At 60.4% G+C, this 14128-nt stretch carries 14 protein-coding genes; 12 read left to right on the top strand and 2 right to left on the bottom strand.

The window, feature by feature from the left end; translation table 11 throughout:
* Positions 1–3: 3 nt before the first annotated feature.
* The 6 genes from ssuE to GSM73_RS22315 all read left to right on the top strand — a co-directional run bounded on the left by ssuE (position 4) and on the right by GSM73_RS22315 (position 4660).
* Positions 4–597, top strand: coding sequence for an NADPH-dependent FMN reductase (gene ssuE / locus GSM73_RS22340; protein WP_047226064.1), 594 nt, complete (start codon positions 4–6; stop codon positions 595–597).
* A gap of 90 nt (positions 598–687) precedes the next feature.
* Positions 688–1653, top strand: coding sequence for a sulfonate ABC transporter substrate-binding protein (locus tag GSM73_RS22335; RefSeq protein WP_047226063.1), 966 nt, complete (start codon positions 688–690; stop codon positions 1651–1653).
* Between the two features lie 24 nt (positions 1654–1677).
* Complete coding sequence (ssuD, locus tag GSM73_RS22330) at positions 1678–2826, top strand: FMNH2-dependent alkanesulfonate monooxygenase (protein WP_160893856.1); 1149 nt, start codon at positions 1678–1680, stop codon at positions 2824–2826.
* Positions 2827–2833: 7 nt separating this feature from the next.
* A complete protein-coding gene (ssuC, locus tag GSM73_RS22325) occupies positions 2834–3616 on the top strand; it encodes an aliphatic sulfonate ABC transporter permease SsuC (protein ID WP_107321382.1) in 783 nt (260 codons plus the stop codon).
* Positions 3613–4419 (top strand): aliphatic sulfonates ABC transporter ATP-binding protein, encoded by an 807-nt coding sequence (gene ssuB, locus GSM73_RS22320; RefSeq protein WP_107321383.1) that lies wholly within the window; start codon positions 3613–3615, stop codon positions 4417–4419. Before ssuC ends, ssuB begins: the two co-directional genes overlap by 4 nt.
* 25 nt (positions 4420–4444) lie before the next feature.
* The gene (locus tag GSM73_RS22315) at positions 4445–4660 is read left to right on the top strand and encodes a molybdopterin-binding protein (RefSeq protein WP_003177394.1); all 216 of its coding nucleotides are present in this window, start codon (positions 4445–4447) and stop codon (positions 4658–4660) included.
* A 98-nt stretch (positions 4661–4758) separates the two neighbouring features.
* On the opposite strand, the gene GSM73_RS22310 is transcribed toward GSM73_RS22315, so the two are convergent.
* Positions 4759–5391 carry a TetR/AcrR family transcriptional regulator gene (locus GSM73_RS22310; protein WP_047226059.1) on the bottom strand — a complete coding sequence of 211 codons (633 nt, stop codon included), beginning with the start codon at positions 5389–5391 and terminating at the stop codon, positions 4759–4761.
* 239 nt (positions 5392–5630) lie between these two features.
* On the bottom strand, positions 5631–7007 hold the full coding sequence (locus GSM73_RS22305) for a glutamine synthetase family protein (RefSeq protein WP_047226058.1): 1377 nt from the start codon (positions 7005–7007) through the stop codon (positions 5631–5633).
* Between the two features lie 278 nt (positions 7008–7285).
* On the opposite strand from GSM73_RS22305, the gene GSM73_RS22300 reads away from it, so the two are divergent.
* The 6 genes from GSM73_RS22300 to GSM73_RS27795 all read left to right on the top strand — a co-directional run.
* A complete protein-coding gene (locus GSM73_RS22300; RefSeq protein ID WP_076383050.1) occupies positions 7286–8062 on the top strand; it encodes a gamma-glutamyl-gamma-aminobutyrate hydrolase family protein in 777 nt (258 codons plus the stop codon).
* 41 nt (positions 8063–8103) lie between these two features.
* Entirely contained in the window at positions 8104–9462 is a 1359-nt protein-coding gene (locus GSM73_RS22295) for a glutamine synthetase family protein (protein WP_047226056.1), read from the top strand.
* A 60-nt stretch (positions 9463–9522) separates the two neighbouring features.
* Entirely contained in the window at positions 9523–10887 is a 1365-nt protein-coding gene (locus GSM73_RS22290) for an aspartate aminotransferase family protein (RefSeq protein ID WP_160893854.1), read from the top strand.
* A gap of 181 nt (positions 10888–11068) precedes the next feature.
* Positions 11069–12181 (top strand): polyamine ABC transporter substrate-binding protein, encoded by a 1113-nt coding sequence (locus GSM73_RS22285; RefSeq protein WP_076386499.1) that lies wholly within the window; start codon positions 11069–11071, stop codon positions 12179–12181.
* A 214-nt stretch (positions 12182–12395) separates the two neighbouring features.
* Positions 12396–13463 (top strand): polyamine ABC transporter substrate-binding protein, encoded by a 1068-nt coding sequence (locus GSM73_RS22280; protein ID WP_076386497.1) that lies wholly within the window; start codon positions 12396–12398, stop codon positions 13461–13463.
* A gap of 70 nt (positions 13464–13533) precedes the next feature.
* A partial coding sequence (locus tag GSM73_RS27795; protein ID WP_256677050.1) for an ABC transporter ATP-binding protein occupies positions 13534–14128 on the top strand: 595 nt, incomplete at its 3' end.

The raw sequence follows: 14128 nt of genomic DNA, 5'->3' as shown, positions 1-14128 counted from the left end.
GGTATGTTGGTTGTCTCGCTCGGCGGCAGTCCTAGCCAGCGCTCCCGTTCAGGAGTGCTGCTGGAGCGCTCACAACGTTGGTTGCAGCAACAGGGGGTGGAAGTGGTGAGCTATCAGGTGCGGGATTTTCCCGCCGAGGATTTGCTCCATGCCCGCTTCGGCAGCCCCAAGGTGGTGGACCTGCTCGCCCAGATCGAAAACGCCGACGGGCTGTTGATCGCCACGCCGGTCTACAAGGCGTCTTTTTCCGGTGCATTGAAGACAGTGCTGGACCTTCTGCCGGAACGTGCCCTGGCCCATAAGGTGGTATTGCCCATGGCCACGGGCGGCAGCATCGCCCATATGCTGGCGGTGGATTACGCCCTCAAGCCGGTGCTGTCGGCGCTCAAGGCCCAGGAAATGCTCCATGGGATTTTCGCCGAAGACAGCCAGATCGCTTATGGCGAAGGCAGTGCCCAGGCGCAGTTGGCCCCGGCCCTGCAAGCGCGCCTGAGCGAAGCGCTGGAGCAGTTCTACAGCGCCATGGCTCGCCGGCCAAAGCCGCTGGACCCCAGCGTATTGAATGAACGCCTATTGAGTGCTCGCTGGAGCATCTGACCCGATACATCACTGATTCAACTCCACCTTACTCAGCCGCCAACGGCCAAGCAGGTGCAGCCAAAACCCCACAGCAAAAGGAGAGGCGCCATGCGCACTGTCATTTTGCGTCGCGGGCTGGTCGCTCTGTTTGCTGCGGCTGTGTCCTTCGGCGCCATCACCCAGGCTCAAGCCGAGACCCTTCGGATCGGTTACCAAAAATACGGCACGTTGGTGCTGCTCAAGGCCAAGGGTACTTTGGAAAAGCGCCTCGCCGCCCAGGGCGTGGACGTGCAATGGACCGAGTTTCCCGGCGGCCCCCAACTGCTTGAAGGCTTGAACGTCGGCTCCATCGATTTTGGTGTGACCGGCGAAACCCCTCCGGTATTCGCCCAGGCGGCCGGCGCTGACCTGCTTTATGTGGCTTACGAGCCGCCCGCGCCTGACAGCGAGGCGATCCTGGTGCCCAAGGGCTCGCCCATCCAGTCGGTGCAGGACCTCAAGGGCAAGAAAGTCGCGCTGAACAAAGGCTCCAACGTCCACTACCTGCTGGTCCGGGCACTCGAAGATGCAGGCCTCAAGTACGCCGATATCCAGACCGTTTTCCTACCACCGGCCGATGCCCGTGCGGCGTTCGAACGTGGCAGCGTGGACGCCTGGGTGATCTGGGATCCGTATCAGGCGGCCGCTGAGCAACAGTTGCAGGCACGCACCCTGCGTGACGGCAAAGGCATCGTCGATAACCACCAGTTCTACCTCGCCACCAAACCCTATGCGCAAAAAAATCCCCAGGTCATCACGACGCTGGTGGAAGAAGTGCGCGCGGTGGGGGAGTGGTCCAAGGCCAACCCTGAAGAGGTGACCCAGCAGGTAGCGCCGCTGCTCGGCCTGCCGGCGGACATCACCCTGACGGCGGTGAAACGCCAAGGCTACGGGGCGTTGTTCCTCACGCCGGACGTGGTGGCGGCGCAGCAGAAAATCGCTGACCGCTTCTACCAGCTCAAATTGATCCCCAAACCCTTGAGCATCAAGGACGTGATCTGGACGCCGCCGGCGGCCGTTGCGAAAGCGCAGTAATTCGATCCCTTAGGAGACCACTCCATGAGCCTCAATATTTTCTGGTTCCTGCCCACCCACGGCGATGGCCATTACCTTGGCACTGCTGAAGGCGCCCGCGCCGTCGATCACGGCTACCTGCAGCAGGTAGCCCAGGCGGCGGATCGACTGGGTTTCGGCGGTGTGCTGATTCCTACCGGGCGTTCCTGCGAGGACTCCTGGCTAGTGGCCGCTTCGTTGATTCCGGTGACCCAGCGCCTGAAGTTCCTCGTCGCCCTGCGCCCCGGGATCATTTCCCCGACGGTGGCGGCGCGCCAGGCCGCGACGCTCGACCGGTTGTCCGGTGGACGTGCGCTGTTCAACCTGGTGACCGGCGGCGACCCGGACGAACTGGCTGGCGACGGCCTGTTCCTGGACCACGAGCAACGCTACCAGGCGTCGGTGGAATTCACCCGCATCTGGCGCCGGGTGCTGGAAGGCGAAACCGTGGATTATGACGGTGAGCACATCAGTGTGAAGGGCGCCAAGCTGCTCTATCCGCCAATTCAGCAACCGCGTCCGCCGCTGTATTTCGGCGGCTCGTCGGAAGCTGCCCAGGATCTTGCGGCCGAACAGGTGGAAATGGTGCTGACCTGGGGTGAGCCGCCCGCAGCCGTCGCGCAAAAAATCGAACAAGTGCGGGCCAAGGCCGCGAAGCTTGGCCGTACCGTGCGCTTCGGCATCCGCCTGCATGTGATCGTGCGTGAAACCAACGCCGAAGCCTGGCGAGCGGCCGACCGGCTGATCTCCCACCTGGACGACGACACCATTGCCCGTGCCCAGGCCTCCCTGGCGCGTTTCGATTCGGTGGGCCAGCAACGTATGGCCGCGTTGCATGGCGGCCGACGCGACAAGTTGGAAGTCAGCCCCAACCTGTGGGCCGGTGTCGGCCTGGTGCGCGGCGGCGCCGGAACGGCGTTGGTGGGCGATGGCCCGACCGTGGCGGCCCGGGTCAAGGAGTACGCCGACCTTGGTATCGACACCTTTATCTTCTCCGGTTATCCACACCTGGAAGAGTCCTATCGCGTGGCGGAACTGCTGTTCCCACACCTGGACGTGGAGCGCCCGGAGTTGCCGAAGAGCCAGGGCTATGTGAGCCCGTTTGGTGAAATGGTCGCCAACGACATTCTTCCCAAAGCCGCGTCCCAGAGCTGAGGCGGCCATGAAGAAAATTATCCACAACCTGGCGCCCTGGGCGGTGCCGCTGCTGTTGCTGGCGGTGTGGCAACTGTCGGTATCGGCAGGCTGGTTGTCCACGCGGATCCTGCCGGCCCCCGTGGCCGTCATCGAAGCCGGGGTCAACCTGGTGCGCAGCGGCGAAATCTGGACGCACTTGGCCATCAGCGGTTGGCGCGCAGCGGTGGGCTTCCTGATCGGCGGCGGTATCGGCCTGACCCTGGGTTTCATCACCGGTTTGTCGACATGGGGCGAGCGACTGTTGGACAGCTCGGTGCAGATGGTGCGTAACGTGCCGCACCTGGCGCTGATTCCGCTGGTGATCCTGTGGTTCGGCATCGATGAGTCAGCGAAAATTTTCCTGGTGGCGCTGGGCACGCTGTTCCCCATCTACCTCAACACCTACCACGGGATTCGTAACGTCGATCCGGCGCTGGTGGAAATGTCGCGCAGCTACGGCTTGTCCGGCTTCAGCCTGTTTCGCCAAGTGATCCTGCCCGGCGCCTTGCCTTCGATCCTGGTGGGCGTGCGCTTTGCGTTGGGCTTCATGTGGCTGACGCTGATCGTGGCGGAAACCATTTCAGCCAGTGCCGGCATCGGTTATCTGGCAATGAATGCCCGGGAATTCCTGCAGACCGACGTGGTGGTCCTGGCTATTCTTCTGTACGCCGTGCTCGGCAAGCTGGCCGACCTTGCCGCCCGCGGGCTTGAGCGGGTCTGGCTGCGCTGGCACCCGGCGTATCAAGTGAGCAAGGGAGGTCCCGCATGACCGCCCAACAACCTCCACGCTTGCTGCGCGGTATCCCGCTGGCCGTGCGCAAATTGCAAAAAAACTTCGGTTCGCGCCAGGTTCTGCGTGACATTGACCTGCATATACCGGCCGGGCAGTTCGTGGCAGTGGTCGGGCGCAGCGGCTGCGGCAAAAGTACTTTGCTGCGCTTGCTGGCTGGCCTCGATCAACCCACTGACGGCCAATTACTGGCGGGTTCGGCACCGTTGAGTGCCGCACAACAGGACACGCGGTTGATGTTCCAGGAGGCGCGTTTGCTGCCCTGGAAAAAAATCATCGACAACGTTGGCCTCGGCCTAAAGGGCAACTGGCGCCCGCAGGCGTTGCAAGCACTGGAAGCCGTCGGTTTGGCCGACCGCGCTCATGAGTGGCCGGCGGCGCTGTCTGGCGGACAGAAACAACGGGTGGCCCTGGCCCGCGCGCTGATTCATCAGCCACGCCTGTTGCTGCTCGACGAACCCTTGGGGGCGCTGGACGCCCTGACCCGGATCGAGATGCAGCAATTGATCGAGCGCCTGTGGCAGCAACACGGCTTCACCGTGCTGCTGGTGACCCATGACGTCAGCGAGGCGGTGGCCATCGCCGACCGGGTGATCCTGATCGAGGACGGCCGGATCGGCCTCGACTTGGCCATCGACCTGCCACGCCCACGGGCTCGCGGCTCTCATCGGCTGGCGAGCCTGGAAACCGAAGTCCTCAACCGCGTGCTGTCCTTGCCCGGCCAACCGCCGGAGCCCGAACCGATTTCACCCCTGCCCACGCAACTGCGTTGGGCGCAATAACTTCATCCAGACAGGAATCGACACCATGACTATCAAAGCCATCAACGTACGCAACCAGTTCAAAGGCACCATCAAGGAAATCGTCGAGGGCGACGTGCTGTCGGAAATCGACGTCCAGACTGCCTCGGGTATTGTCACCTCGGTCATCACCACTCGTTCCGTCAAGGAGCTGGAGCTGGCGATCGGCAGCGAAGTGATCGCCTTCGTCAAATCCACGGAGGTGTCTATCGCCAAGTTGTGAGCGATGTTTCACCCACAGCCCCGGACGGCATGAGCCCTTCGGGGCTTATCGTTCCCACGCTCTGCGTGCTAACGCCTCTGCGGATGCTCCGCGTTCGATCAATCAGAGCGCTTGGGCAAATACGGCGGCAGATACAACCCCAGGTAAGCATCGAACACCCGCATGCCTTCTTCGGCCATGCGCGGGGTGATCTGGCCGTGTTGCTGCACCGAGCGCGCGTACACGCGGTCGCCCAGTTCCATGGCCAGGGCGAACACATCAACGTCATGGGGCAGTGCCGGCAGTTCGAAATGGCGAGCGAAGAGCTTGTGCAACAATTCGCCGAGTTCGAGATCGTGCTGACGGTCGGCCTGGATGACTTCAGTCAGGCCATGTTGGGCCAGGATCAGTTGGCGGGCGGCGGCGTCCTGGCTGTAGATGGTCAGCATGCGTTGCTCCACCTGCCGCGACAGGTCGTGCCAGTGGTTCAGTCGCGCATGATCGATCGGCACTTGCAGGCAGGCGCGAAAGGCCGCGTGGACGTCGGCGGTCAGCCCTTGCAGCAGGGCCGGGACGCTGGCGAAGAAGTGATACACCGAGGAGGGCGGTATCCCGGCGCGTTCGGCGACGCTGTAGATCGACAGGCTGGCCACGCCTTCGGCAGCGAGCAGCGTGCGGGCGGCATCGAGAATCGAGTCGATCCGGGCCTGGCTGCGGGCGCGAGGCTTGCGAGGGGTGGCGGTGCGCGTCATCGGTGTCTCCTGCGGGGCTGCCGGGCATTGTACGAGCCGGGTTCAGTGTTGTCTTCAAGGCCGTCATCGCGAGCAGGCTCGCTCCCACATTGGATCTTTGGTGGTCAGTTAATCATGCTCACCACAGTTCCCTGTGGGAGCGAGCCTGCTCGCGATCCGCCGAAGGCGGCCATCCACCCCAAGGCATAAAAAAACGCCGCAGCCTCGAAGGCCTGCGGCGTTTTTTTACTGCAACCCGCTTACACGGTATGCAGGTACCAGTTGTACTCAAGGTCGGAGATGGAGTGTTCGAACTCCTCCAGCTCGCTTTCCTTGCAGGCCACGAAGATATCGATGTATTTCGGATCGATGTACTTGGCCATGACTTCGCTGTCGTCCAGCTCGCGCAGGGCATCGCGCAGGTTGTTCGGCAGGCTTTGCTCGTTCTGCTCGTAGCTGTTGCCTTCCACCGGCGCACCGGGCTCGATCTTGTTGACCAGGCCATGGTGCACGCCAGCCAGTACGGCGGCCATCAGCAGATACGGGTTGGCGTCGGCGCCGGCCACGCGGTGTTCCAGACGCACCGCATCGGCGGAGCCGGTGGGTACGCGCAGGGCCACGGTGCGGTTGTCCAGGCCCCAGGTCGGCGAGTTCGGCACGTAGAACTGTGCGCCGAAACGACGGTAGGAGTTCACGTTCGGGCAGAGGAAAGCCATCTGCGCCGGCAGGGTCTCGAGCACACCGCCGATCGCGTGACGCAGTGCGGCGTTCTGCTCGGGATCCTCGCTGGCAAAAATATTCTTGCCATCTTTATCCAGGATCGAAATGTGGACGTGCAGGCCATTGCCCGCCTGGCCCGGATACGGCTTGGCCATGAAGGTAGTGTCCATTTCATGGTCGTAGGCGATGTTCTTGATCAGGCGCTTGAGCAGTACCGCGTAGTCGCAGGCCTTGATCGGGTCGGCCACGTGGTGCAGGTTCACTTCGAACTGCGCCGGGGCACTTTCCTTGACGATGGCATCGGCGGGAATGCCTTGCTCCTTGGCTCCCTCCAGAATGTCCTGGAGGCAATCGACGTATTCGTCGAGGTCGTCGATCAGGTAGACCTGTGTCGAGTGCGGGCGTTTGCCGGAGATCGGCGAGCGGGGCGGTTGTGGGCGTCCATTCACGTTCTCCTGGTCGATAAGGTAGAACTCCAGTTCGAATGCCGCGCAGATGGTCAGGCCCAGCTCATCGAACTTGGTCACGACCTGGCGCAGGACTTCGCGAGGGTCGGCGAAGAAAGGGTCACCTTCAAGTTCGTGCATGGTCATTAGCAGTTGCGCGGTAGGGCGCTTCTGCCATGGCTCGTTGCACAGGGTGTCAGGGATTGGATAACAGATCCGGTCAGCGTCGCCGATGTCCAGGCCCAGGCCGGTGCTTTCCACCGTGGAGCCGTTGATATCCAGGGCAAATAAAGAGGCCGGCAGGTTGATGCCTTTCTCGTAAACCTTGTGGAGGCTGGTGCGTTCAATGCGCTTGCCGCGCACCACACCATTCATATCCGCAATCAGAAGGTCAACGTACAGAACCTCAGGATGTTCCTTAAGGAACGCGTTCGCTTCGTTAAGCTGAACGGCACGCGGGGGTACCGACATGATGCAACACCTTTGTTGTTAAAAATATCAATCATTGATCTCTTCTAAACCCAGTCAACCCGAACGGCATGCCGAAGTCAAGCTGGGCCTTTTTTGCTCTAAAAAAGCACCTGCGGGGCTTTTTTGAGGCAATTTGGGGCGTTTTTTTCCCTTTGGAGGAGATGGCGCCCGCAGGCTTGAGCGGGCCGTGTTGTATTTTTTACGGGGGTGTTGTGTAAAAAAATGAACAAGGCTAAGCTCGATTCAAACCCATAACAGCAATAATACCGGGGTGCTTCATGTCTCGCCTGCCGTTAATCGGCGTCACCACCTGCTCCAGGCAGATGGGTCTGCATGCGTATCACGTCAGTGGCGATAAATATTCCCGGGCTGTCGCGACAGCCGCCAAGGGCTTGCCAGTGCTGATTCCGTCCCTGGCGGATCTGTTCCCGCCGTCCGATATTCTGGACGCCCTGGACGGCATTCTTTTTACCGGCTCTCCTTCTAATGTAGAACCTTTTCACTATCAGGGCCCCGCCAGCGCGCCGGGCACTGCTCATGATCCTGCACGGGATGCCACCACCCTGCCGTTGATCCGTGCCGCTGTAGCGGCCGGCATCCCGGTGCTGGGTATCTGCCGTGGGTTCCAGGAGATGAACGTAGCCTTTGGCGGCAGCCTGCATCAGAAAGTTCATGAAGTCGGAACGTTCATCGATCATCGTGAAGACGACACTCAAGCGGTGGATGTCCAATACGGTCCTGCCCACGCTGTGCATATCCAGCCTGGCGGTATTCTGGCAGGGCTGGGGCTGCCGCTGGCGATTCAGGTCAATTCGATCCATAGCCAGGGTATCGAGCGTCTGGCACCTGGGTTGCAGGCCGAAGCGGTGGCGCCGGATGGCCTGATCGAGGCTGTTTCGGTGCCAGGAGGCAAGGCTTTTGCTTTAGGTGTGCAATGGCACCCTGAATGGGAGGTAAGCTCCAACCCGTACTACCTTGCGATTTTCCAGGCATTTGGCGATGCCTGCCGGGCAAGGGCAACACAACGCGACGCCGATGCGTCAAACAACGCCTGACTACTAAATAGCAGCCAGGAAACTCACGCCTAGAGGCATTTATGAGTAACAACCTCGACCAGCTCACCGATTGGTTGAAAGACCATAAGATCACAGAAGTCGAATGCATGATTGGCGACCTGACCGGCATCACCCGGGGCAAGATTTCGCCGACCAACAAGTTCATTGCCGAAAAAGGCATGCGCCTGCCCGAGAGCGTTCTGCTCCAGACCGTTACGGGCGACTATGTCGAAGACGACATCTATTACGAACTGCTCGACCCTGCCGACATCGACATGATGTGCCGCCCGGACGAAAACGCAGTGTTCCTTGTGCCCTGGGCCATCGAGCCCACCGCCCAGGTTATCCACGACTCCTACGACAAGCATGGCAATCCCATCGAACTGTCGCCGCGCAACGTGCTCAAGAAAGTGCTCAAGCTCTATGCCGACAAGGGCTGGCAGCCGATCGTCGCGCCGGAAATGGAGTTCTACCTGACCAAGCGCAGCGACGACCCGGACTTCCCGTTGCAGCCGCCCATTGGCCGCTCCGGTCGCCCGGAAACCGGCCGTCAGTCGTTCTCGATCGAAGCGGCCAACGAATTCGACCCGTTGTTCGAAGACGTCTACGACTGGTGCGAACTGCAGGAGCTGGACCTCGACACGCTGATCCATGAGGACGGCACGGCGCAGATGGAGATCAATTTCCGTCACGGCGACGCCTTGTCCCTGGCCGACCAGATCCTGGTGTTCAAGCGCACCATGCGCGAAGCGGCGCTCAAGCACAACGTAGCCGCCACTTTCATGGCCAAGCCCATGACCGGCGAGCCCGGCAGTGCGATGCACCTGCACCAGAGCATCATCGACAAAGACACCGGCAAGAACGTCTTTTCCAATGAAGACGGGACCATGAGCACGCTGTTCCTGAATCACATTGGAGGTCTGCAGAAGTTCATCCCCGAGCTGCTGCCGCTGTTTGCCCCCAACGTGAACTCGTTCCGCCGCTTCCTGCCGGATACGTCGGCGCCGGTGAACGTGGAATGGGGTGAAGAGAACCGCACCGTGGGCCTGCGCGTGCCGGAAGCCGGGCCGCAGAACCGTCGGGTGGAAAACCGTTTGCCGGGCGCCGACGCCAACCCGTACCTGGCGATCGCCGCCAGCCTGTTGTGCGGCTACATCGGCATGGTCGAAGGCATCAACCCGAGCGCGCCGGTGGTGGGGCGAGGGTATGAACGTCGCAACCTGCGCCTGCCACTGACCATCGAAGATGCCCTCGAGCGCATGGAAAACAGCGCCACCATCGAGAAATACCTGGGCAAGAAATTCATCACAGGCTACGTCGCGGTCAAGCGGGCCGAGCATGAAAACTTCAAGCGCGTCATCAGTTCGTGGGAGCGGGAATTCCTGCTCTTTGCCGTCTGAAGCGCCGGACGGGACTGCTTCAGGCAGTTCCGTCCCCACCGATCTACAAGGAGAATTCGCATGACCGGCAACAATCCGCAAACCCGTAAATGGCAGGCCCTGAGCAACGATCACCACCTGGCGCCATTCAGCGACTTCAAGCAGCTCAAAGAGAAAGGCCCGCGCATCATCACCCACGCCAAGGGCGTTTACCTGTGGGACAGTGAAGGCAACAAGATCCTCGATGGCATGGCCGGCCTCTGGTGTGTGGCCGTCGGCTACGGCCGCGACGAACTGGCCGACGCCGCCAGTCAGCAGATGCGCGAGCTGCCGTACTACAATCTGTTCTTCCAGACCGCTCACCCGCCGGTGCTGGAATTGTCCAAAGCCATCGCCGACATCGCCCCTGAAGGCATGAACCACGTGTTCTTCACCGGCTCCGGCTCCGAAGGCAACGACACCATGCTGCGCATGGTCCGCCACTACTGGGCGATCAAGGGCCAGCCGAACAAAAAAGTCATCATCAGCCGCAAGAACGGTTATCACGGTTCGACCGTGGCCGGCGCGAGCCTGGGCGGCATGACGTACATGCACGAGCAGGGCGACCTGCCGATCCCCGGCATTGTCCACATCGCCCAACCGTACTGGTTCGGCGAGGGCGGCGACATGAGCCCGGAAGAGTTCGGCGTATGTGCGGCCAACCAGCTGGAAGAAAAGATCCTGGAAATCGGCGTGGACAATGTCGGTGCCTTCATCGCCGAGCCGATCCAGGGCGCGGGCGGAGTCATCGTGCCGCCGGACAGCTACTGGCCGCGCATGAAGGAAATCCTCGCCAAGTACGACATCCTGTTCGTGGCCGATGAAGTGATCTGTGGTTTCGGTCGCACCGGTGAGTGGTTCGGTACCGATCATTACGGGTTGAAACCCCACATGATGACCATCGCCAAGGGCCTGACCTCCGGTTACATCCCCATGGGCGGCCTGATCGTGCGTGACGATGTGGTGGCGGTGCTCAACGAAGGCGGCGACTTCAACCACGGGTTTACCTATTCCGGTCACCCGGTAGCCGCTGCGGTGGCCTTGGAAAACATACGCATTCTGCGCGACGAAAAGATCGTCGAGCGTGTTCATGGCGAAACGGCACCCTATTTGCAACAGCGCCTGCGGGAACTGAACGATCATCCGCTGGTGGGTGAGGTACGCGGTGTCGGCTTGCTGGGGGCGATCGAACTGGTACAGGACAAGGCCACGCGCAAGCGCTACGAAGGCAGGGGTGTGGGCATGATCTGCCGGCAGTTCTGTTTTGATAACGGGCTGATCATGCGCGCCGTGGGTGACACCATGATCATTGCGCCGCCGCTGGTGATCAGCAAGGCCGAGATCGATGAACTGGTGACCAAGGCGCGGCACTGCCTGGACCTGACGCTCAGTGCGTTGCAAGGCTAAGTGCTAGGCTCTGAGCGAGGCGCCCGTACGGGCCTCGTCCAGCGTAAACAAAAGGCTGGGCTTTTGTTGAAAGGCTGGCCTGTAACTTGCCAGACTACCGGCTGTTCAAGTTGCCCGCGAGCCGGCTACTGAACGACGGCTAAGAAGAATAACTGGAGCATTTTTCATGAAGGCATTAGGCATGAAGACATTAGGTATGAAGATGGCTGGCAAGACCCTCCTCGCCATGTCCCTGACGGGCGTGATGGCGAGTGCTGTTCAGGCGGACGACAAAGTGCTGCACGTCTATAACTGGTCCGATTACATTGCACCGGACACGGTCGCCAAGTTCGAGAAAGAGACGGGGATCAAGGTCGTCTACGACGTGTTCGACAGCAACGAGACCCTGGAAGCCAAGTTGCTGGCGGGCAAGTCCGGTTATGACATCGTGGTGCCGTCGAACAACTTCCTGGCCAAGCAGATCAAGGCCGGTGTTTACCAGGAGCTGGACAAGTCCAAGCTGCCGGACTGGAAGAACCTGGACACCGACCTGCTCAAGGCCGTGGGCGATGCCAGCGACAAGGGCAACAAATATGCCTTCCCCTACATGTGGGGCTCCATCGGTATTGGCTACAACCCGGAGAAGGTCAAGGCTGCACTGGGTATCGACAAGATCGATTCGTGGGACGTGGTGTTCAAACCGGAAAACATGGCCAAGCTCAAGAGCTGCGGCGTGAGCTTCCTCGATGCACCGACCGAGATGATCCCGGCGGCACTGCATTACCTGGGCAAGCCGACCGACAGCAAGGACAAGGCTGACTTGAAGGCCGCTGAAGACCTGTTCCTGAAGATTCGTCCTTCGGTTGCCTATTTCCACTCCTCCAAATACATCTCGGACCTGGCCAACGGCAACATCTGCGTGGCCGTGGGCTACTCCGGCGACCTGGAGCAGTCCAAGGAGCGCGCCAAGGAAGCGGGAGACAAGGTCAAGCTCAGCTACGTCATTCCAAAAGAAGGCGCCGGCACTTTCTACGACATGGTCGCCATTCCCAAGGACGCGGAGAACGTCGAATCTGCCTACAAGTTCATGAACTTCCTGATGCAGCCGCAGATCATGGCTGAAATCACCAACGCCGTACGTTTCCCGAACGGCAACAAGGCGGCCACGCCACTGGTGGACAAGGACATCACCAGCGATCCGAGCATCTACCCGTCTGACGAAGTGAAGAAGCAGCTGTATGCAATCAGTGATCTGGATGCCGGCACGTTGCGTCTGATCACCCGCAGCTGGACCAAGATCAAGTCTGGCAAGTAAGCCGGTCTGAGGCATCTTCCTGTTGTCGCCGGCATCGCGGCGGCGGCAACGGGAATAATTAAATGACTAAAAGTTTTGCTGGATCGGTTTATCGAGGGTAAGTTGCGCGCCGGTTTTGTTGCAGGGCACATCGCTGCCAGGTAACGGGGGCAACTTGGGCCCAACTATTTAAGAGGACCTCCACGTGCCTGTTTTTTCTTTGTTACGCAATGCCATGCTGATCGGTGCCGGACTGACGCTTGCGGTCAGCGTCCAGGCTGCCTCCACCGTGCATATTTATAACTGGTCGGATTACATCGGCGAGACCACCCTGGCGGACTTTGAAAAGGCCACGGGGATCAAGCCGGTGTACGACGTCTTCGACTCCAACGAAACCCTGGAAGGCAAACTGCTGGCCGGTCGTACCGGCTACGACGTGGTCGTGCCGTCCAACCATTTTCTGGGCAAACAGATCAAGGCCGGGGCGTTCCAGAAGCTCGACAAGTCGCAGTTGAGCAACTACGCCAACCTGGACCCGGTGCTGCTCAAGCGCCTGGAAAAGAATGATCCGGGCAATCAGTACGCCGTGCCTTATCTGTGGGGCACCAACGGCATCGGCTACAACGTCGAGAAGGTCAAGGCTGCGCTGGGCGTCGACAAGATCGACTCGTGGGCCATGCTGTTCGAACCGGAAAACATCAAGAAACTCTCCAGCTGTGGCGTTTCGTTCCTCGATTCGGGCGACGAGATGATCCCGGCGATGCTCAATTACCTGGGCCTGGACCCCAACAGCCAGAACCCTGAAGACTACAAGAAGGCCGAGGCTCAACTTCTCAAGATCCGGCCTTACGTCACCTACTTCAACTCTTCCAAATACATCTCCGATCTGGCCAATGGCGAGATCTGCGTGGCTGCCGGTTTTTCCGGTGACATCTTCCAGGCCCGCGAACGTGCTGAAGAAGCGAAAAAGGGCATCGAGATCGCTTATGTGATTCCCAAGGAAGGCGCCAACCTCTGGTTCGACATGCTGGCGATCCCGCGCGATTCCTCCAACGTCAAAGAAGCCCACGCCTTCATCAACTATTTACTCAAGCCTGAAGTGATCGCCCAAGTCAGTGACGCCGTCGGCTATGCGAACCCCAATCCCAAGGCCGGCGAGTTGATGGACCAGCAAGTGCGCACCGACGAAGCGGTTTACCCACCGCAAGCGGTCGTTGACAAGCTGTACGTCAACTCCGAGCTGCCGCCCAAGATCCAGCGCGTCATGACCCGCAGCTGGACCAGGGTCAAGTCAGGCAAATAGCGCAAGCGCTTTAACTATTCCAAGGCTCGTCCGCGCAGGGCGAGCTGCAAATTTTGTGGGAGTTTCGTAAATGGCAGTTGCCTCCGGCGCCTATAAGAAAGCCCTCGAGGGCGACCAGACACCCAAGCAGGTGTTGGTCAAAATCGACCGGGTCACGAAAAAGTTCGACGAGACGATTGCCGTGGACGATGTGTCCCTGGAAATCAAGAAAGGCGAAATCTTCGCCCTGCTCGGCGGTTCGGGATCGGGCAAATCCACCTTGCTCCGCATGCTGGCGGGTTTCGAACGGCCCACGGAGGGGCGCATTTTCCTCGACGGTGTAGACATCACCGACATGCCGCCCTATGAGCGGCCGATCAACATGATGTTCCAGTCCTACGCCCTGTTCCCCCACATGACCGTGGCGCAGAACATTGCTTTCGGCCTGCAGCAGGACAAAATCCCGAAAGCCGAGATCGACGCCCGCGTGGCCGAAATGCTCAAGCTGGTGCAGATGAGCCAGTACGCCAAGCGCAAGCCGCATCAGCTCTCCGGCGGCCAGCGTCAACGTGTGGCCCTGGCCCGTTCCCTGGCCAAACGGCCCAAGCTGTTGCTGCTCGACGAACCGATGGGTGCCTTGGACAAGAAGCTGCGCTCGCAGATGCAGCTTGAGCTGGTCGAGATCA

The organism is Pseudomonas sp. PICF6, assembly GCF_009831705.1.
Taxonomy (GTDB): Bacteria; Pseudomonadota; Gammaproteobacteria; order Pseudomonadales; family Pseudomonadaceae; genus Aquipseudomonas; species Aquipseudomonas rhizophila.
This window is presented reverse-complemented; position numbering and strand designations above follow the sequence as displayed.